Origin of the sequence: Caballeronia novacaledonica (genome assembly GCF_900258035.1) — a bacterium.
Lineage (GTDB): Bacteria > Pseudomonadota > Gammaproteobacteria > Burkholderiales > Burkholderiaceae > Caballeronia > Caballeronia novacaledonica.
In genome coordinates this window covers 34,375-52,216 of sequence record NZ_OGTP01000026.1, presented here as the reverse complement: position 1 = coordinate 52,216, position 17,842 = coordinate 34,375, and the positions used below count along the sequence as shown (strand labels likewise).

17 protein-coding genes are annotated in these 17,842 nt (G+C 62.2%); 11 read left to right on the top strand and 6 right to left on the bottom strand.

Features of this window, described 5'->3' with window-relative positions; translation table 11 throughout:
- The 4 genes from NOV72_RS26855 (at nt 1) to nadC (ending at nt 4,909) form a co-directional block, all read left to right on the top strand.
- Entirely contained in the window at nt 1-1,362 is a 1,362-nt protein-coding gene (locus NOV72_RS26855) for a mechanosensitive ion channel family protein (protein WP_106857566.1), read from the top strand.
- A gap of 241 nt (nt 1,363-1,603) precedes the next feature.
- Complete coding sequence (locus tag NOV72_RS26850) at nt 1,604-2,800, top strand: DesA family fatty acid desaturase (RefSeq protein WP_106857565.1); 1,197 nt, start codon at nt 1,604-1,606, stop codon at nt 2,798-2,800.
- A 118-nt stretch (nt 2,801-2,918) separates the two neighbouring features.
- Nucleotides 2,919-4,046, top strand: a complete 1,128-nt coding sequence (gene nadA, locus NOV72_RS26845) for a quinolinate synthase NadA (RefSeq protein WP_106857564.1) — start codon at nt 2,919-2,921, stop codon at nt 4,044-4,046.
- Nucleotides 4,043-4,909 (top strand): carboxylating nicotinate-nucleotide diphosphorylase, encoded by an 867-nt coding sequence (gene nadC / locus NOV72_RS26840; protein WP_106857563.1) that lies wholly within the window; start codon nt 4,043-4,045, stop codon nt 4,907-4,909. Before nadA ends, nadC begins: the two co-directional genes overlap by 4 nt.
- Here the strand turns inward: nadC and nadB are convergent.
- The 4 genes from nadB to radC all read right to left on the bottom strand — a co-directional run bounded on the left by nadB (nt 4,906) and on the right by radC (nt 8,093).
- A complete protein-coding gene (nadB, locus tag NOV72_RS26835; RefSeq protein WP_106857562.1) occupies nt 4,906-6,504 on the bottom strand; it encodes an L-aspartate oxidase in 1,599 nt (532 codons plus the stop codon). The two genes, nadC and nadB, sit on opposite strands and share 4 nt — an antisense overlap.
- Before the next feature lie 185 nt (nt 6,505-6,689).
- On the bottom strand, nt 6,690-6,857 hold the full coding sequence (rpmG, locus tag NOV72_RS26830) for a 50S ribosomal protein L33 (protein ID WP_006478046.1): 168 nt from the start codon (nt 6,855-6,857) through the stop codon (nt 6,690-6,692).
- Between the two features lie 11 nt (nt 6,858-6,868).
- The gene (gene rpmB, locus NOV72_RS26825) at nt 6,869-7,102 is read right to left on the bottom strand and encodes a 50S ribosomal protein L28 (RefSeq protein WP_008351171.1); all 234 of its coding nucleotides are present in this window, start codon (nt 7,100-7,102) and stop codon (nt 6,869-6,871) included.
- A gap of 244 nt (nt 7,103-7,346) precedes the next feature.
- Nucleotides 7,347-8,093, bottom strand: a complete 747-nt coding sequence (radC, locus tag NOV72_RS26820; RefSeq protein WP_106857561.1) for a RadC family protein — start codon at nt 8,091-8,093, stop codon at nt 7,347-7,349.
- A gap of 204 nt (nt 8,094-8,297) precedes the next feature.
- Between radC and NOV72_RS26815 the strand changes: the two genes are divergently transcribed.
- The 7 genes from NOV72_RS26815 to NOV72_RS26785 all read left to right on the top strand — a co-directional run bounded on the left by NOV72_RS26815 (nt 8,298) and on the right by NOV72_RS26785 (nt 15,246).
- Nucleotides 8,298-8,753, top strand: coding sequence for an FKBP-type peptidyl-prolyl cis-trans isomerase (locus tag NOV72_RS26815; protein ID WP_106857560.1), 456 nt, complete (start codon nt 8,298-8,300; stop codon nt 8,751-8,753).
- A gap of 2 nt (nt 8,754-8,755) precedes the next feature.
- Nucleotides 8,756-9,718, top strand: coding sequence for a 4-hydroxy-3-methylbut-2-enyl diphosphate reductase (gene ispH / locus NOV72_RS26810; protein WP_106857559.1), 963 nt, complete (start codon nt 8,756-8,758; stop codon nt 9,716-9,718).
- A gap of 429 nt (nt 9,719-10,147) precedes the next feature.
- On the top strand, nt 10,148-11,374 hold the full coding sequence (locus NOV72_RS26805; RefSeq protein ID WP_106857558.1) for a branched-chain amino acid ABC transporter substrate-binding protein: 1,227 nt from the start codon (nt 10,148-10,150) through the stop codon (nt 11,372-11,374).
- A 212-nt stretch (nt 11,375-11,586) separates the two neighbouring features.
- Nucleotides 11,587-12,537, top strand: coding sequence for a branched-chain amino acid ABC transporter permease (locus NOV72_RS26800; RefSeq protein ID WP_106857557.1), 951 nt, complete (start codon nt 11,587-11,589; stop codon nt 12,535-12,537).
- A 24-nt stretch (nt 12,538-12,561) separates the two neighbouring features.
- Nucleotides 12,562-13,731 carry an ABC transporter permease subunit gene (locus NOV72_RS26795; protein WP_106857556.1) on the top strand — a complete coding sequence of 390 codons (1,170 nt, stop codon included), beginning with the start codon at nt 12,562-12,564 and terminating at the stop codon, nt 13,729-13,731.
- Nucleotides 13,732-13,747: 16 nt separating this feature from the next.
- Nucleotides 13,748-14,524 (top strand): ABC transporter ATP-binding protein, encoded by a 777-nt coding sequence (locus NOV72_RS26790; protein ID WP_035497906.1) that lies wholly within the window; start codon nt 13,748-13,750, stop codon nt 14,522-14,524.
- A 17-nt stretch (nt 14,525-14,541) separates the two neighbouring features.
- On the top strand, nt 14,542-15,246 hold the full coding sequence (locus NOV72_RS26785; RefSeq protein WP_106857603.1) for an ABC transporter ATP-binding protein: 705 nt from the start codon (nt 14,542-14,544) through the stop codon (nt 15,244-15,246).
- 781 nt (nt 15,247-16,027) lie between these two features.
- Here the strand turns inward: NOV72_RS26785 and NOV72_RS26770 are convergent.
- Nucleotides 16,028-16,450, bottom strand: a complete 423-nt coding sequence (locus tag NOV72_RS26770) for a GNAT family acetyltransferase (RefSeq protein WP_106857553.1) — start codon at nt 16,448-16,450, stop codon at nt 16,028-16,030.
- Nucleotides 16,447-17,631 (bottom strand): acetylornithine transaminase, encoded by a 1,185-nt coding sequence (locus tag NOV72_RS26765; RefSeq protein ID WP_106857552.1) that lies wholly within the window; start codon nt 17,629-17,631, stop codon nt 16,447-16,449. The genes NOV72_RS26770 and NOV72_RS26765 overlap by 4 nt, the downstream gene beginning before the upstream one ends.
- Between the last annotated feature and the right edge of the window lie 211 nt (nt 17,632-17,842).

Sequence of the window (17,842 nt, the reverse complement as noted above, 5' to 3'; positions counted from 1 at the left end):
ATGCAGAACCACTTCCTGAGCGAACTCACCGCGCGGCTTTCCCGCGATTTCGGCGAGCCGGAAGTGATCTGGCAGGTGGCGGTTCTGCTCGGCCTGCTCCTGGTGGCCTGGTGGTGCGCGCGTCTGCTTCGCAAGAAGCTCGACGCGCGCCGCCAGTCGCGCTTCGAAGCCGTGCGCTTCGGCGCGGAAAGTCTCAATAAGGCGCTGTTTCCGTTGCTCGGCACGGTGTTCGTGTCGATCGCGCAGGTCATGCTGGCGCCGTTCATCCACACGGCGTTTCTGCGCCTGTCGCTGGTGCCGCTGTGCGGCATCACCGTCATCTACACGATGTTTTATGTCGCGCGGCGCGTGTTCAGCCACGGGGAAGCGGAGCACGAGGCGAACGCGCTGCTTTATCTGTTCGAGAAACTCGTGACGGTGATCGTCTGGATCGCGATGGTGCTCACCGTCATGGGCATTCAGGACGACGTCGTGCACTGGATGGCGAGCGTGCGCTTCAATTTCGCGAATGCGCACATGACGCTGCTCTCGCTCGCCTCGGGCATGCTGTGGGTGTGCGTGACGCTGATCGTCGCGATGTGGGCAGGCGCGCTGCTCGACGACCGCCTGATGCGCGCCCGCACGCTCGACGCGAATCTCAAAGTGGTGCTCGCGCGCGTCGGCCGGGCGCTGATGATCCTCGCCGCGATTCTGGTGAGCCTGTCGATCGTCGGCATCGATATCACGGTGCTCGGCGTGTTCGGCGGCGCGCTCGGCGTCGGGCTCGGCTTCGGCCTGCAAAAGATCGCGAGCAACTACGTGTCGGGCTTCATCATTCTGCTGGACCGCTCGTTGCGGCTCGGCGACATGATCAACGTCAGCGGAAATCAGGGCACGGTCACGCAGATTCGCACGCGTTACACGGTCGTGCGCGGGCTCGACGGCATCGAAACGCTGATTCCGAACGAGAAACTCATCACCGATGTCGTGCAGAACCACTCGTCGTTTCTAACGCGCGGCAACGCGAGGATCGCGGTGCAGGTGAGTTACCGCAGCGACGTCGAGCGCGCGATGCAATTGCTCGTCGAAGCGACGCAAGGCGTGGAACGCGTGCTGCAGGACCCGGCGCCCGCCGCGCTGCTCGCGAGTTTCGGCGCGGACGGCATCAATCTGGAACTGAGTTTCTGGATCGAGGAGGCCGCGAAAGGGACGGGCGGCGTAAAGTCGCATGTCAACCGCGCGGTTTGGCGGTTATTCTGCGAGCATGGTATTGAAATCCCCTACGCCCAGCGCGAGATAAGGATTGTCGACGCCGGCCTGATGAACGGCAAATCGGTATTAAATGCCGATCACGGCGAAGCGGGCGCCGCATCGGTTGCCTGATTGCTGATCGAAGGACTCGATCCTTCGATTTGGCTAGAGAATCAACATCAATTCGGGGCGTGAGTTTTCCCTTGTTTTGGTACGATTCAAAAAATTTTACCTTTAGGACAAAGACTTGGAACGCATGCAGTAGAATGCGATCGAACCTGCGCATGATCCTTTCATGTGCACAACAAGTTGCTCGAAGTCAGTTTCGACTGGCCATTTTTCCCGAATTTCACAGCTACACAGGTAAACCGCCTTGCTGAATTCTTCCCTCGAATTTCTCGCCAACGGATTGCTCGACTTTTCCTGGTGGCAGATTCTGCTGTTCACGCTCGCGATGACTCACGTCACGATCGCCGGCGTCACGATTTATCTGCACCGTTGCCAGGCGCACCGCGCGCTGGACCTGCATCCCGTGGCGAGCCACTTCTTCCGGTTCTGGCTGTGGATGACCACGGGCATGCTGACCGGCCAGTGGGCTGCGATTCACCGCAAGCACCACGCGAAATGCGAAACCGAAGAAGATCCGCACAGCCCGCAGACGCGCGGCATCTGGAAGGTGCTGCTCGAAGGCGCGGAACTTTATCGCTCGGAAGCGAAAAACGAAGAAACGATGCGCAAGTTCAGTCACGGCACGCCGAACGACTGGATGGAACGCAACGTCTACACGCGCTACCCGATTCTCGGCATCAGCGTCATGATGGTCATCGACGTGGCGCTGTTCGGCATCGTCGGTCTGTCGGTGTGGGCCGTGCAGATGATCTGGATTCCGTTCTGGGCGGCTGGCGTCGTCAACGGTCTCGCGCACTTCTGGGGTTATCGCAACTTCAACTCGGCGGATGCGTCGACGAACATCTTCCCGCTCGGCATTCTGATCGGCGGCGAAGAACTGCATAACAATCACCACACGTTCGCGACCTCCGCGAAGTTGTCGAGCAAGTGGTACGAGTTCGACATCGGCTGGCTGTATATCCGCCTGATGTCCATGGTCGGCCTCGCGAAGGTGAAGAAAATCGCGCCGACGCCGAAGCTCGCGGCGAGCAAGGCAGTTGTCGATCAGGACACGTTGCAGGCCGTGCTGTCGAACCGCTACGAAGTGATGGCGCGTTACGGCAAGGCGCTCAAGCGCGCCTACGCGCAGGAAATGGCGAAGCTGAAGGAAGCCGGCGCACGCGAGAAGTATCAACTGATGCGCGGCGCGCGCACGTGGTTCCATAAGGAAGAGGACGGCCTGAACGAGCCGCAGCTCAAGCAACTGCCGGAACTGACGTCGGATAACCAGAAATTGCGCACGTTCATCGAATTGCGCAAGGATCTGTCGGCGATGTGGGACCGCTCCAACGCATCGCGCGAGCAACTGGTCACGCAATTGCAGGACTGGTGCCATCGCGCGGAAGAAAGCGGCATCAAGGCGCTGCAGGATTTCGCGCTGCGTCTGCGCCGCTACGCCTGACGCGCGATATCCGTTAAAATTTAAGAACGTCACAAGACCCCGCTCTGGCGGGGTCTTTGTTTTTTGGCGGCCGATTTCGCATTTCGTTTTGCTTGAGTTGCAAGCGGGGACAGGAGACATGGAAGCGATCAGGAGCGTCGAGTACGACCGGCCGCAAGGCCTGACGTGTGGAGTGGGTGCAGCGTGGGCGCGGGTGCCGGACGCACCTTCGGCCGAACGGAGGCGCGAGTTGAAAGAGCGCATCCGCGCGCTGCTGCGGCGGGAAGAGGCGGTTCTGGTCGCACATTATTATGTCGACGCCGAACTGCAGGAACTCGCCGACGAAACCGGCGGCTGCGTCGCCGATTCGCTGGAAATGGCGCGTTTCGGCCGCGATCATGCGGCGAAAACGCTGGTCGTCGCGGGCGTGCGCTTCATGGGCGAGACCGCGAAGATTCTGAGCCCCGACAAGCGCGTGCTCATGCCCGATCTCGACGCAACCTGTTCGCTCGATCTCGGCTGCCCCGCCGACGAATTCTCCGCTTTCTGCGACGCGCATCCGGACCGCACCGTCGTCGTGTATGCGAACACGAGCGCGGCCGTGAAGGCGCGCGCGGACTGGATGGTGACGTCGTCGATCGGGCTCGAAATCGTCGCCGATCTCCATGCGCGCGGCGAAAAAATCCTGTGGGCGCCGGACCGTCACCTCGGCGGTTACATCCAAAAGAAGACCGGCGCGGACATGCTGTTGTGGCAGGGCTCGTGTCTCGTTCACGACGAGTTCAAGGGCATCGAACTCGACCTGCTGCGCAACCAATATCCCGACGCGAAGATTCTCGTGCATCCGGAATCGCCGGAAGGCGTCGTTGCGCTCGCGGATGTCGTCGGCTCGACCACGCAACTGATCGACGCCGCCGTGAAGCTCGACGCGCAGCGCTTCATCGTCGCGACGGATCTCGGCATCCTGCACAAGATGCGGCTCGCCGCGCCGGGCAAGACGTTCATCGAAGCGCCGACGGCCGGCAACAGCGCAACCTGCAAGAGCTGCGCGCATTGTCCGTGGATGGCGATGAACGGCCTCGCAAATCTCGCCGACGTGCTGGAACGCGGTCACAACGAGATCCACGTCGATCCGGCCATCGGGCGGCGCGCGCGCGTGCCGATCGACCGCATGCTCGACTTCGCCGCGCGTCACAAGAAGCGCGTGCAGGCGAGCGGCGATCTGGCGAAAGACGCGTCGTTGTTCACGAACGTAGGGGCGGCATGATGTCATTGCTCGAAGAAGTCCGCGCCCAATACGGCCAGGCGTTCGATGCCGCGCTCGCCCGCAATGTCGAAGACGCGCTCGACGAAGATGTCGGCAGCGGCGATGTCACCGGGCGTCTCGTGCCCGCCGAGGCACGCCGCACCGCGCGCATCATCGTGCGGGAGGAAGCGGTCTTGTGCGGCGTGCCGTGGTTCGACGAAGTGATGCGCCGCGTCGATTCGTCGATCGAAGTCGAATGGCAGTATCGCGAAGGCGATCGCATGGCGGCGAACGCGCCTGTCGTGCTGCTCACCGGCCCCGCGCGCTCGCTGCTGACGGCAGAGCGCAACGGCCTCAATTTCCTGCAATTGCTCTCGGGCGTCGCGACTGCGACGCGCCGCTACGTCGAGGCGATCGAAGGCACGCGCGCGCGCATCCTCGATACGCGCAAGACGCTGCCGGGCCTGCGGCTCGCGCAGAAGTACGCGGTGCGCGTAGGCGGCGGCGCGAACCAGCGCCTCGCGCTCTACGACGGCGTGCTGATCAAGGAAAACCACATCGCGGCGGCCGGCGGCGTCGGCGCGGCGATGGATGCCGCGCTCGCACTGCATGCGGGCGTGCCGATTCAGATCGAAGTGGAAACGCTGGAGCAACTCGAAACGGCGCTGGCGCATCGGGCCGAATCGATCCTGCTCGACAACTTCACGCTCGACATGATGCGCGACGCCGTGCGCATGACGGCGGGCCGCGCGTTGCTCGAAGTGTCGGGCGGCGTGAACTTCGACACGGTTCGCGCGATCGCGGAAACCGGCGTCGATCGCATCTCGATCGGCGCGCTCACGAAAGATGTGCGCGCGACCGATTTCTCGATGCGTCTGCTTTAAATACTCGTACGGCGCGCGGCGGGCGGCGTCAGCACCGTCGGCAGCGCTTTCGGCAAAGTTTCGGGCCAGTCGCGGCTGTAGTGCAGGCCGCGGCTCTCGCGCCGCGAACACGCGCTTTCCACGATCAACGACGCCACATCCACGAGATTGCGCAACTCCAGCAGATCGCGGCTCACCTTGAAGTTCGCGTAGTACTCGTGGATCTCGTCGCGCAGCAGGGCGAGCCGATGCTGCGCGCGCGCGAGGCGCTTGTCCGTGCGCACGATGCCCACGTAATTCCACATCAGACGCCGCAGTTCATCCCAGTTGTGCGCGACGACGACTTCCTCGTCCGGATCGGACACGCGGCTTTCGTCCCAGTCGGGCAATTCGGCGTGACAGCCGTTCGAGAATCCGTCCGCTTCGATCGCCTGCGCCGCCGCGCGGCCGATCACGAGGCATTCGAGCAGCGAATTGCTCGCGAGCCGGTTCGCGCCGTGCAGACCCGTGTACGACGTCTCGCCGACCGCGTATAGCCCCGGACGATCCGTGCGCCCCGCGAGATCGGTGACGACGCCGCCGCACGTGTAATGCGCGGCGGGAACGACCGGAATCGGCTCTTTCGAGATATCGATGCCGAATTCGCGGCAGCGCGCGAGGATCGTCGGAAAGTGTTCTTCGAGAAACGCGCGCGGCTGGTGGCTGATGTCGAGATACACGCAGTCGATGCCGCGCTTCTTGATCTCGAAGTCGATCGCCCGCGCGACGATATCGCGCGGCGCGAGTTCGGCGCGCTCGTCGTGCGCGGGCATGAAACGCGTGCCGTCGGGCAGCCGCAGAACGCCGCCTTCGCCGCGCACCGCCTCGGAGATCAGGAACGACTTCGCGTAGGGATGAAAAAGGCACGTCGGATGGAACTGGATGAACTCCATGTTCGCGACGCGGCAGCCCGCGCGCCACGCCATCGCGATGCCGTCGCCGGTCGCGGTGTCGGGGTTCGTCGTGTACAGATAAACCTTGCCGGCGCCGCCCGTCGCGAGGACGGTGTGCGGCGCCTGAATGGTCACGGTGCGGCCTGTGTTCAGATCGAGCGCGTAGAGTCCGTGGCAGCGGTGGCCGGGCAGCCCGAGCCGATCCGACGTGATCAGATCGATCGCGTAGTGATCTTCGAGAACGGTGATGTTCGGATGGTTGCGCACGCGTTCGGCGAGCGTCGTGACGACGGCGTGGCCGGTCGCGTCTGCCGCGTGGATGATCCGGCGATGGCTATGTCCGCCTTCCCGCGTCAGATGGAAGCCGAGCTCGGCCGAGACATCGCGGGTGAACGGCACGCCTTCGTCGATGAGCCATTCGATCGCCGCGCGCCCGTTTTCGACAATGAAGCGCGTCGCGGCTTCGTCGCACAGGCCGCCGCCGGCCACGAGCGTATCGTCGACGTGATTGTCGACGCTGTCGGCCGAATCCAGCACAGCCGCGATGCCGCCCTGCGCCCAGTCGCTCGCGCCGACGCTCGCCGCGCGCTTCGCGAGGATCGCGACACGTCGCGTTTCAGCCAGATTCAGCGCGACGCTCAGGCCCGCGAGTCCGCTTCCTACGATCGCTACATCGAAATTCATGCTGCCCGCTCTCCGTCCATGTTCTTGTCGATAGCCGGCAAGCATAACCCGCGTGAACATTCGGTGACAGCGAAAACCCCCGCACGATCGTGTGTAAAGCGTGTGAACATCGCGCCGAAAAACAAAAAGCCCCGCAGTTGCGGGGCTTTTTGCTGTCTTCGTTCAGGAATCTCGAAATCAAGGGGTTACTTGATCTTGGTTTCCTTGTACTCAACGTGCTTGCGGACGACGGGATCGAACTTCTTGATCGCCATCTTTTCCGGCATGTTGCGCTTGTTCTTGGTCGTCGTGTAGAAGTGACCCGTGCCTGCGGTCGATTCCAGCTTGATCTTGTCGCGTGCGCCCTTGGCCATTTGCGTGCTCCTTAGATTTCACCGCGTGCGCGCAAATCTGCGAGCACGGCGTCAATACCGTTCTTGTCGATCAGGCGCAGGCCGGCGTTCGAAACGCGCAGACGGACCCAGCGATTTTCACTTTCAACGAAGAAACGGCGGTTCTGCAGGTTCGGCAGGAAACGACGCTTGGTCTTGTTGTTTGCGTGGGAAACGTTGTTGCCCGACATCGGGCCTTTCCCAGTTACTTGGCATACGCGTGCCATGAGGACACTCCTAATACACGTTACGTCTGAGTCGAACGCTCGAAACGAAAGCACCCGCTTTCAGTTCGATGCCTCTTATCGCCCAATTTGCCGATCGGGGACTTGGCAGCACGGTTATGCCAATGAGGACTGCGCCCAGTTTACCCTGCGGTACACCGTACTCAGAACAGGTGGGTTGAGAAAAGCAAACGCGGATTGTAACAGGAAAAACGCTGCAATATCAAACCATTTATGGCCCTTTCGATCACAGCCAGCCTTGCCGCGCGAACGAGAACACCTCGTTCGCCGCCACGACGATGTGATCGAGCAGCCGCACGTCGATGAGCGTCAGGGCGTCCTGCAGCGTCTTGGTCAGGCGCCGGTCGTTCGCGCTCGGATCGACGCCGCCCGACGGATGATTATGCGCGACGATGAGCCCCGCCGCATTGAGCGTGAGCGCACGGCGAACGATTTCACGCGGATACACCGCGACGCGCGTGAGCGAGCCGCGCGCGGACTCCTCGGCGTGCAGCAACTGATGGCGCGCGTCGAGATACAGGCAGATGAATACCTCGTACGGCCGCGTTCCGATCAAGAGCCGCAGATAATCCTCGACGGTGCCCGGCGTGTTCAGCAGTTCGCGATCGCGCGCCTTCTCCGCCAGCGCGCGCCGGCACAGTTCGGACACGGCGAGCAGCGTCGCCGCGCGCGCCGGCCCGATGCCACGTTGCTCGCGCAACTCCGGAGCCGACGCGTCGAGCACGCCGCGCAGCGATCCGAAGCGCCGCAGGAGTTGTCGCGCAACATCGACGGCTGTCACGCCAGAGACACCGGTGCGCAGGAACAATGCGAACAGTTCCGCGTCCGACAACGACGCGGGGCCGGTATCGAGCAGGCGCTCGCGCGGACGGTCGGCACGCGCCCATTTGCGGATCGACATGAAGGGCGCGATCGCAGCGATGTTTTCGTCGGGCGAGGCGGGCGGCGTAACGAGCCGCAGATCGGCGCTCATCGCGGACCTCCGGGACGTCTTGTCGCGCGGGCCAGCGCACGCAGGACACGGCCGCGTGACGCGTCGCGGCGCAACTCTGTCTTACAATAGCGGTTTTGGCGTCCGGTTCGCACCGGCGCCGCGCGCTTCGCCGCCTCGCGCCGAAAAGCCGCCCCATGCCGGGCCCGCGCCCTGCCTTCAAACGAACGGCCACATCCAATACTCATGAGCATCATCGATATCTCCGAGGTGAAACCCGGTTCGCACGTCACGCTTCACTACCGGCTCGCGCTCTCCGAGGGTGCCGACATCGTCAACACGTTCGCGGACAAGCCCGCGACGCTCCTGCTCGGCGCAGGCCAGCTCGCGGAACCGTTGGAAGAGATTTTGCTGGGCTTGAAGGTCGGCCACCATTCGACCTTTCAGCTAACGCCCGATCAGGCCTTCGGGCCGCGCAATCCGGAGCTCATCCAGTGGGTGTCGCTCGCGACGCTGCGCGAAAACAGCATGATCGGCGAGGATTTTTCTCCCGGCGATCTCGTCGAATTCAACGCACCGGGCGGCGGGCGCTATGCGGGCGTGCTGAAGGAAGTCGGCGAGACCGCGGCGCTGTTCGACTTCAACCACCCGCTCGCGGGCCAGGCGCTCGTCTTCGAAGTGAAAATCATCGGAATTCTGTAACCATGATTGAAAGCCTCAACGAAGTTCAGACCGACGTCGAAATCCTGCTCGCGCAGCCGCGCGGGTTTTGCGCGGGCGTCGATCGCGCCATCGAAATCGTCGAGCGCGCGATCAAGCTCTTCGGCGCCCCTATTTACGTGCGTCACGAGATCGTCCACAACGCCTATGTCGTCGCGGATTTGCGCAAGAAAGGCGCGATCTTCATCGAAGAACTGTCCGACGTGCCCGAAGGCGCGACGTTGATCTTCAGCGCGCACGGCGTCTCGAAAGCGGTGCGCGGCGAAGCCGAGGCGCGCGGCCTGCGCGTGTTCGACGCAACCTGCCCGCTCGTGACGAAGGTGCACATCGAAGTCGCGAAGATGCGTCAGGAAGGCTTCGACATCGTGATGATCGGCCACAAGGGTCATCCGGAAGTCGAGGGCACGATGGGCCAGTCGGGCGAGGGCATGCATCTCGTCGAGGATATCGAGGACGTCTTGAAGCTCGATCTGCCCGACCCGCGGCGCATTGCTTATGTCACGCAGACGACGCTCTCCGTCGACGATGCCTCCGCGATCATCGACGCGCTCAAGAGCAAGTTTCCCGAGATCAAGGAACCGAAGAAGCAGGACATCTGCTATGCGACGCAGAACCGCCAGGACGCGGTGAAGTTTCTCGCGCCGCAATGCGATGTCGTGATCGTCGTCGGCAGCCCGAACAGCTCGAACTCGAGCCGCCTGCGCGAAGTCGCCGAGAAGCGCGGCATTCCCTCATATATGGTGGATTCGCCGACGCAGATCGATCCGCGCTGGGTCGAGGGCAAGAAGCGCATCGGCGTGACGGCGGGCGCGTCGGCGCCGGAAGTGCTGGCTCAGGCCGTGATCGCGCGTCTGCGCGAACTCGGCGTGCGCAACGTGCGTTCGCTCGAAGGCATCGAGGAGACGATTTCGTTTCCGTTGCCGCGCGGGCTGTCGCTGCCGCAGTAAATCGGCAAGCCCGTACAAAAAAGCGCCTCCGGGCGCTTTTTTTTCGCCGCGAAAAGGCGGCTCTGAAGTAAGAAAGGAACCTTGGCGCGAGTGACGGAACCAAGCGTGAGCACCGTTCTGGGGCGCGCGTCGAGTTGGGCATTTTCTTCTAAATTCCTTAAGGGTTTCCCCGTAAATCCGATAAGCAAACGTAACCCTCGCAATCCGGCCGATTAAACCTGTTTTCGTTATGGTGCAACTACTGCACAAAATCGAATCGCAACCCGGTTGCGCTTTTGCGGGAAAATCGCCGGAAAATGGTGGTTGCAATGCTGGAAAACCCCGCCACGCAAGAATATTGCTCGTCTCATATTTAGCGTTACAATGCGCGCGTCTTGAGGCCAGAAGGGTTCACGACGACTGTTTTTAGAGGCGCAGGAGACCTATTTGATGCGATTCAAGTTTGCTCACGCCGTGTCCATCGCGGCTGCGGTTGCAATGGCAACCGCATGCGGCAAGAAGGACGAGGGCGGAGCGAGCACGGCAGCGTCGGCGACGAGTTCCGCCGCAGTGGCGGCTGCGTTTACGCCCGCCTCCGTGCCGGCGGCCGAAGCGACTGTCGTGAAGATCGGTCATGTCGCGCCTCTGACGGGCCTGCAGGCCCACCTCGGCAAGGACAATGAAAATGGCGCGCGCCTCGCACTGGAGGAGATCAGCGCGCAGGGTTTGACGATCGACGGACATGCCATCCGTCTCGTGCTCGACGGTCAGGACGATGCGGCCGATCCGCGCGTCGGCACCGAAGCCGCGCAGAAGCTGGTCGACGACCACGTGGTCGCGGTGATCGGTCACATGAATTCGGGCGTGTCGATCCCGGCGTCGAAGATCTACAGCGACGCGGGCATCGCCCAGATTTCGCCGTCGACAACGAACCCCGAGTACACGAAGCAAGGTTACAAGACGACGTTTCGCGTCGTGGCGACCGACGCGCTGCAAGGCCCCGTGCTGGCCGGCTACGCGATGAAGACGCTGCATGCGAAGAAGGTCGTCGTGGTGGACGATGCAACCGCCTACGGCCGGGGACTGGCCGACGAGTTCGTTAAATCCGTGCAGGCCGGCGGCGTGAAGATCGCCGCGCGCGAAGCGACCACCGAGAAGGCCCGCAACTACAAGGCGATTCTCACGAAGATCAGGCGCATCCAGCCGGACGTCGTGATGTACGGCGGCATGGACGTGACGGGCGGCCCGTTCGCGAAGGAAGCGGCGGCGCTCGGCATCAAGGCGAAGATCCTCGCGGGCGACGGCGTCTGCACCGACAAGGTGGCCGAACTCGCAGGCGACGCCGTGCAAAACATCATCTGCTCGGAGGCGGGACTCGCGCTTTCGAAGATGGACAAGGGAGCGGACTTCGAGAAGAAGTACGAAGCGCGCTTCCACGCGCCGGTGCAGATTTACGCGCCGTTCACGTATGACGCGATGTACGTGATCGTCGATGCAATGAAGCGTGCGAACTCCATCGAAGCGCCCAAAGTCCTCGCTGCGCTTGCCACGACCGACTACAACGGTCTGACGGGGCATATCGCATTCGACGACAAGGGCGACCTGAAGGCGGGGACCATCACGCTGTACGACTTCAAGGACAAGAAGAAGGACGTACTCGACGTCGTCAAGCAGTAGGCAGTCTGGCGGTGCCAGCTATCCGGCGGCGCCGTTTTCGTATCCGTCCGTGAAACGCTTGCAGCCTCATCCGGCGGCGGGCGGACGATCGGCGCTCAACCCTTACCGGTTTTTTAAAAGTACGCGCAGTGCCGCTTCAGATTTCGCTTCACACCGGTTTATCGGCCGGTGATAAAGGCGATATCGAATCGCACGGGGCTAAGGAGCTTTAAATGGATATTTTCATCCAGCAGATCCTCAACGGTCTGGTGCTTGGCAGCGTCTACGCCATCATCGCACTGGGCTATACGATGGTGTACGGCATTCTCGGCATCATCAACTTCGCGCACGGCGACGTGCTGATGGTGGGCGCGATGGTTGCGCTCTCGGCCATCGGCGTCATGCAGAATCACGCGCCGGGCTTGCCCGGGCCGATCATGCTGACGATCGCGCTCGTGATCGCCGCGGTCGTCTGCGCGCTCGTCGGCTACACGATCGAAAAAGTCGCGTACCGGCCGCTGCGCAAAGCGCCGCGTCTCGCGCCGCTGATCACCGCGATCGGCGTGTCGATCCTCTTGCAGACCATCGCGATGATGATCTGGGGCCGCAATCCGCTGGCGTTCCCGCAGCTCCTGCCGACCGATCCGATCAACGTGATCGCCGCCGACGAAACCCGTCCGGGCGCCGTGATCTCGATGACGGAAATCGTGATCATCGTCGTCGCGTTCCTCGTGATGGCCGGACTGCTCCTTCTCGTGCACAAGACCAAGCTCGGCCGCGCGATGCGCGCCATCGCCGAGAACCCCGGCGTCGCGTCGCTCATGGGCGTGAACCCGAACTTCGTGATTTCTGCGACCTTCATGATCGGCTCGGCGTTGGCTGCCTTGGCGGGCGTGATGATCGCGTCGGAATACGGCAACGCGCACTTCTACATGGGCTTCATTCCGGGCCTGAAAGCGTTCACGGCGGCGGTGCTCGGCGGTATCGGCAACCTCGGCGGCGCGATGGTCGGCGGCGTGCTCCTCGGCCTCATCGAACAGTTGGGCGCCGGTTATATCGGCAACCTGACGGGCGGCGTCTTCGGTTCCAACTACCAGGACGTGTTCGCTTTCATCGTGCTGATCATCGTGCTCGTGTTCCGTCCGTCGGGTCTGCTCGGCGAACGTGTCGCGGACCGCGCTTAAAGACCGTGTGAGGAGCTCATAAAAATGACTTCGATTCAACCTATCGAGCCGTCCACGACGCTCATCCCCGAGAAGAACATGACGAAGACGCTGGTCGTCGGCGTCATCACCGCGATCTTCGTGATTGCCGCGCCGATGGTCATCGGTGCGGCAGGCGGCAACTACTGGGTCCGGGTGCTCGACTTCGCGATGCTCTACGTGATGCTCGCGCTCGGCCTCAACGTCGTGGTCGGCTTCGCCGGCCTGCTCGATTTGGGCTACATCGCGTTCTATGCAGTGGGCGCTTACGTCGCCGCGCTGCTGTCGTCGCCGCAACTGACCACGCAGTTCGAATGGATCGCGCAGCTCGCGCCCGGCGGACTGCATGTGCCGTTCCTCATCATCGTGCCGATCGCGATGGCGCTCGCGGCGACCTTCGGCGTGCTGCTCGGCGCACCGACGCTGCGTCTGCGCGGCGACTATCTCGCGATCGTGACCTTGGGCTTCGGGGAAATCGTCCGGATCTTCATGAACAACCTCGATCGTCCGGTGAACATCACCAACGGTCCGAAGGGCATCACGGGCATCGATCCGGTGACGGTGGCGGGCTTCAACCTGTCGCAGACGCACGAGTTCTTCGGCATGAAGTTCCCGTCCGTGTACATGTACTACTACCTGTTCGTGCTGTGCGCGCTGTTCGTGATCTGGGTGTGTACGCGTCTGCAGCATTCGCGCATCGGCCGCGCATGGGCCGCGATCCGCGAAGACGAAATCGCCGCGAAGGCGATGGGCATCAACACCCGTAACGTGAAGCTGCTCGCGTTCGCGATGGGCGCGTCGTTCGGCGGTCTGTCGGGCGCGATGTTCGGCGCGTTCCAGGGCTTCGTGTCGCCGGAATCGTTCACGTTCTGGGAGTCGATCGTCGTGCTGGCGTGCGTGGTGCTCGGCGGCATGGGCCATATTCCGGGCGTGATTCTCGGCGCGGTGCTGCTCGCCGTGTTCCCCGAATTCCTGCGCTCGACGATGGGTCCGCTGCAAAACGCCATCTTCGGCCATCAGATCGTCGATACCGAAGTCATCCGTCAGTTGCTGTACGGCCTGGCGATGGTGCTGATCATGCTGTATCGCTCGGAAGGTCTGTGGCCGGCCGCGAAACACGAAGACAAGATCGCGAAGATCGCGAAGCGCAGCGGCAAGAAGCCGGTGCGCGCATAAGGCGGAGATTCAGAACATGAGCGAAAAGCAAACACGACTTTCCGTCAAGGGCGTCAACAAGCGCTTCGGCGGCTTGCAGGCTTTGTCGGATGTGGGACTCCAGATCGAAGAGGGCACGATTTACGGCCTGATCGGCCCGAACGGCGCGGGCAAGACGACGTTCTTCAACGTGATCACCGGTCTTTACACGCCGGATTCGGGCGAATTCAAGCTCGACGGTCAGGCCTATACGCCGACGGCGGTGTATCAGGTGGCGAAGGCGGGCATTGCGCGCACGTTCCAGAACATTCGTCTGTTCGGCGGCATGACCGCGCTGGAAAACGTGATGGTCGGCCGTCACGTGCGCACGAAGCACGGGCTGATCGGCGCGGTGTTCCAGACGCCCGCCGAGCGCCGTGAAGAGCGCGAAATCAAGGAGCGCGCGCTGGAACTGCTCGAATACGTCGGCGTGCTGCAATACGCGGATTACACGTCGCGCAATCTGTCGTACGGTCACCAGCGGCGCCTGGAAATCGCGCGCGCGCTCGCGACCGATCCGAAACTGCTCGCGCTCGACGAACCCGCCGCCGGCATGAACGCGACGGAAAAGGTCGAATTGACGCGTCTGCTCGACAAGATCCGCTCGGACGGCAAGACGATTCTGTTGATCGAACACGACGTGAAACTCGTGATGGGATTGTGCAACCGCATGACGGTGCTCGATTACGGCAAGGTGATCGCCGAAGGTCTGCCGCAGGACGTGCAGAAGGACCCGAAGGTGATCGAGGCATATCTGGGTGCGGGGGTGCACTAATGGCGACGCCAAGCGCAATGTTGAAGGTCAAGGGTCTGCAGGTGAACTACGGCGGCATCCAGGCGGTGAAGGGTGTCGATCTGGAAGTCGGGCAGGGCGAACTGGTTACGCTGATCGGCGCGAACGGCGCGGGCAAGACCACGACGATGAAGGCCATCACCGGTCTCAAGCCGTACTCGGGCGGCGATATCGAGTACATGGGCCAGTCGATCAAGGGCGTGCCGACGCACGAACTGCTCAAGCGCGGCCTCGCGATGGTGCCGGAAGGCCGCGGCATCTTCGCGCGCATGTCGATTCTGGAGAACATGCAGATGGGCGCGTATCTGCGCAACGATACCGCCGAGATTCAGAAGGACACCGAGCGCATGTTCGGCTTCTTTCCGCGTCTGAAGGAACGCGCGTCGCAATATGCGGGCACGCTGTCGGGCGGCGAGCAGCAGATGCTCGCGATGGCGCGCGCGCTCCTGTCGCGTCCGAAGCTGCTGTTGCTCGACGAACCGTCGATGGGTCTCTCGCCGATCATGGTCGAGAAGATCTTCGAAGTGGTGCGGGAAATTTCTAAGGAAGGCCTGACCGTGCTGCTCGTCGAGCAGAACGCGCGGCTCGCGCTGCAGGCGGCGAATCGCGGCTATGTGATGGATTCGGGCACGGTGACGATGTCCGGCGACGCCAAGGTCATGCTTGATGATCCGAAGGTGCGGGCGGCTTATCTGGGCGAGTAGGGGCGGTTGTTTGAACAGGCGCGTTCTCGCCGGAGCGTGTCAGGAATTTTTGTTGCGGAATTGCCTGACACGCGCTGGATTTTCGCCGGATCCCGGTTTCGTGGTGGTCTATTAGCGTTGCCCCTCCCCGGGGCGGGGGTCACTTTCTTTGCTGCTGCAAAGAAAGTAACCAAAGAAACAGCTATCCCCAGCCTAAACACTTCACACCGGCCGCGGCACAGGCGATTGGCCTAATGGCCCGGCGATAGCGAGTGCCGTCGCAAGCAGATAAGGGCTTGGCTCGCGCACGGTCTGACACGTCGCACCACACAAGAAACTGGTTCAGCACCATATAGCTCCGACCCGCTACGCGGCCGATGGGTCAATCGGGTTCGCGTGCGCTTCTTCTTCGATGGTTTCCCTCGCATACCCAGCGGCAGCGCGAAGCGCTGTGCCGATGCTCTTTCGTGCTGAACCAGCGCGCTAAAACGTCTAGCTCGTCGGACCGTGTACGAGCCAAGCCCGATTGGGCCTTTGAGGGCGACACTTAGGCGAGGGCCACTTGCGGCTGGCAAGCATGGCCAACGTGCGTGTGACCGCGGGCGGTGAAAAGCTGCTTTCTTTGGTTACTTTCTTTGCAGCAGCAAAGAAAGTGACTGCCGCCCCGCACAGGGGCAACGCCAATAAACCAAAAAGAAAACGGGATCCGGCGAACTCCGAACCACCCAAAAGAACCCGGCGCTCCCTAAGTTGAATCGATCAAGAAACGAAGAACCACGAGGCGACTCAATCGAAACGCTGTTCAAAGCCGCTTGCCGAGGCTCACGACTTCATCCATCCGATACCCGAGCCTTTCATAAAACCCGCGCAACTCCGTCTTCACCGACAGAATCTGCAGATTCACCTTCGGGCAGCCGAGCTTCGTCAGCACGGTTTCCGCGTGGATCATCAACGCGCTGCCATAACCGCGTCCACGAAGCGACGGCGTCACGGCCAGCGAATACACCCAGCCGCGATGACCGTCATAACCGGCCATCACCGTGCCGATCACGTTGCCGTCGAGCGCGCCGACGAAGAACAACTCCGGCTGCGTCTTCGTCTTGTTCTCGATCGACAACGAAGGATCGCGCTGCGGCCGCGATACATCCGCGTACTCCGGAAAGACATCGCGCCACAGGGCGATCACGGCATCGCGATCGCCTGCATCGAACGTGCGGATGATCACAGCGAATCGAGCACCGAACGCAGCATCGTCATCATCTGGTCGATCTCGTCCTTCGTCACGTTGAGCGCGGGCATGAAGCGCAGCAGGTTCGGACGCGCGGCGTTGAGCAGCAAGCCGTCGGGTTGCATCAGCCGCGCCTTTTCGACGATCTGCGGACCCTTGTCGCTGTCGAGCAGCAGCGCGCGCAAGAGGCCTTCGCCGCGTTCGCCCTTGAAGCCGCGTTCGTCCGACAGCTTCAGCAATTCCTGCTTCAGATACTCGCCCGTCTCGCGCACGCCTTCGAGGAAGCCCGGCGCCACGAGTTGCGAAATCACCGAGTAACCGACCGCCGTCATCAGCGGATTGCCGTTGTAGGTGCCGCCCTGGTCGCCCGCATCGAAGCACGCGACATCGGCCTTCGACAGCAGCGCCGCCAGCGGCACGCCGCCGCCGATGCCCTTGCCGAGCGTCATGATGTCCGGCTCGACGCCCGACAGTTCATACGCGAACAACGTCCCCGCGCGGCCGCAACCGCTTTGCACTTCATCGACGATCAGCAAAATGTTGTGCTTCTTCGTCAGTTCGCGCAGTTGCTGCATGAACTCGCGCGTCGCGGGAATCACGCCGCCTTCGCCCTGGATCGGCTCCAGCATCACGCCGACGGTCTTCTCGTTGATGAGCTTCTCGACCGACGCGATATCGTTCAGATCGGCCTTCGGAAAGCCCGGCACCTGCGGCGCGTAGATCGTGTCCCAGCCGGCCTTGCCGCTCGCGGACATCGTCGCGATCGTGCGGCCGTGGAAGCTGTGATCGAACGTGATGATCTCGAACGCGCCGTTCTTGAACTTCCTGCCCCACTTGCGCGCGAGCTTGATCGCGCCTTCGTTCGCTTCGGCGCCGCTGTTGGCGAAAAACACCTTGTCGAAACAGCTATTCGCGGTGAGGAGATCGGCGAGTTGCGCCATCGGCGCGTTGTAGAACGCCGGTGACGGATTGATCAGCGTGCGCGCCTGCTTTTCCATCGCCTCGATCATGCCTTCGTTGCAATGGCCGAGCGAGTTGACGGCCCAGCCCTGGATGAAGTCGAGATAGCGCTTGCCCGTGTTGTCGTAGAGCCATGAACCCTTGCCATGCGTGAACACGATCTCGGGGCGGTTCGTGATGTACATCAGCGAATCAACGGGGTACTCATTGAAATTCATGACAGCGGGCTCCACGAAGGCAAAAGAGGAAGTGGTGCGAAAAAAACAAAAGCCACGGAATGTCCGTGGCTTCATTTCGTACGTTTCGGCAAGACCGAACCGTGAGCGCAAATGCATGACGAGCCAGCGGCATCCCTAGGGAAGCGGCGAGCGGCGACGTCGAAGTGCGTTCAGGATTCTGATCATTCGCGAAGGATACGTTAAGCGGTTG

What these genes read in the sequence shown, in the direction of transcription:
- rpmB (WP_008351171.1), bottom strand. Translation starts at nt 7,102, where the DNA reads ATGGCACGCGTATGCCAAGTAACTGGGAAAGGCCCGATGTCGGGCAAC.
- NOV72_RS26805 (WP_106857558.1), top strand. Translation starts at nt 10,148, where the DNA reads ATGCGATTCAAGTTTGCTCACGCCGTGTCCATCGCGGCTGCGGTTGCA.
- NOV72_RS26785 (WP_106857603.1), top strand. Translation starts at nt 14,542, where the DNA reads ATGTTGAAGGTCAAGGGTCTGCAGGTGAACTACGGCGGCATCCAGGCG.
- NOV72_RS26790 (WP_035497906.1), top strand. Translation starts at nt 13,748, where the DNA reads ATGAGCGAAAAGCAAACACGACTTTCCGTCAAGGGCGTCAACAAGCGC.
- ispH (WP_106857559.1), top strand. Translation starts at nt 8,756, where the DNA reads ATGATTGAAAGCCTCAACGAAGTTCAGACCGACGTCGAAATCCTGCTC.
- NOV72_RS26815 (WP_106857560.1), top strand. Translation starts at nt 8,298, where the DNA reads ATGAGCATCATCGATATCTCCGAGGTGAAACCCGGTTCGCACGTCACG.
- nadA (WP_106857564.1), top strand. Translation starts at nt 2,919, where the DNA reads ATGGAAGCGATCAGGAGCGTCGAGTACGACCGGCCGCAAGGCCTGACG.
- NOV72_RS26800 (WP_106857557.1), top strand. Translation starts at nt 11,587, where the DNA reads ATGGATATTTTCATCCAGCAGATCCTCAACGGTCTGGTGCTTGGCAGC.
- NOV72_RS26855 (WP_106857566.1), top strand. Translation starts at nt 1, where the DNA reads ATGCAGAACCACTTCCTGAGCGAACTCACCGCGCGGCTTTCCCGCGAT.
- nadC (WP_106857563.1), top strand. Translation starts at nt 4,043, where the DNA reads ATGATGTCATTGCTCGAAGAAGTCCGCGCCCAATACGGCCAGGCGTTC.
- NOV72_RS26795 (WP_106857556.1), top strand. Translation starts at nt 12,562, where the DNA reads ATGACTTCGATTCAACCTATCGAGCCGTCCACGACGCTCATCCCCGAG.
- rpmG (WP_006478046.1), bottom strand. Translation starts at nt 6,857, where the DNA reads ATGGCCAAGGGCGCACGCGACAAGATCAAGCTGGAATCGACCGCAGGC.
- nadB (WP_106857562.1), bottom strand. Translation starts at nt 6,504, where the DNA reads ATGAATTTCGATGTAGCGATCGTAGGAAGCGGACTCGCGGGCCTGAGC.
- radC (WP_106857561.1), bottom strand. Translation starts at nt 8,093, where the DNA reads ATGAGCGCCGATCTGCGGCTCGTTACGCCGCCCGCCTCGCCCGACGAA.
- NOV72_RS26765 (WP_106857552.1), bottom strand. Translation starts at nt 17,631, where the DNA reads ATGAATTTCAATGAGTACCCCGTTGATTCGCTGATGTACATCACGAAC.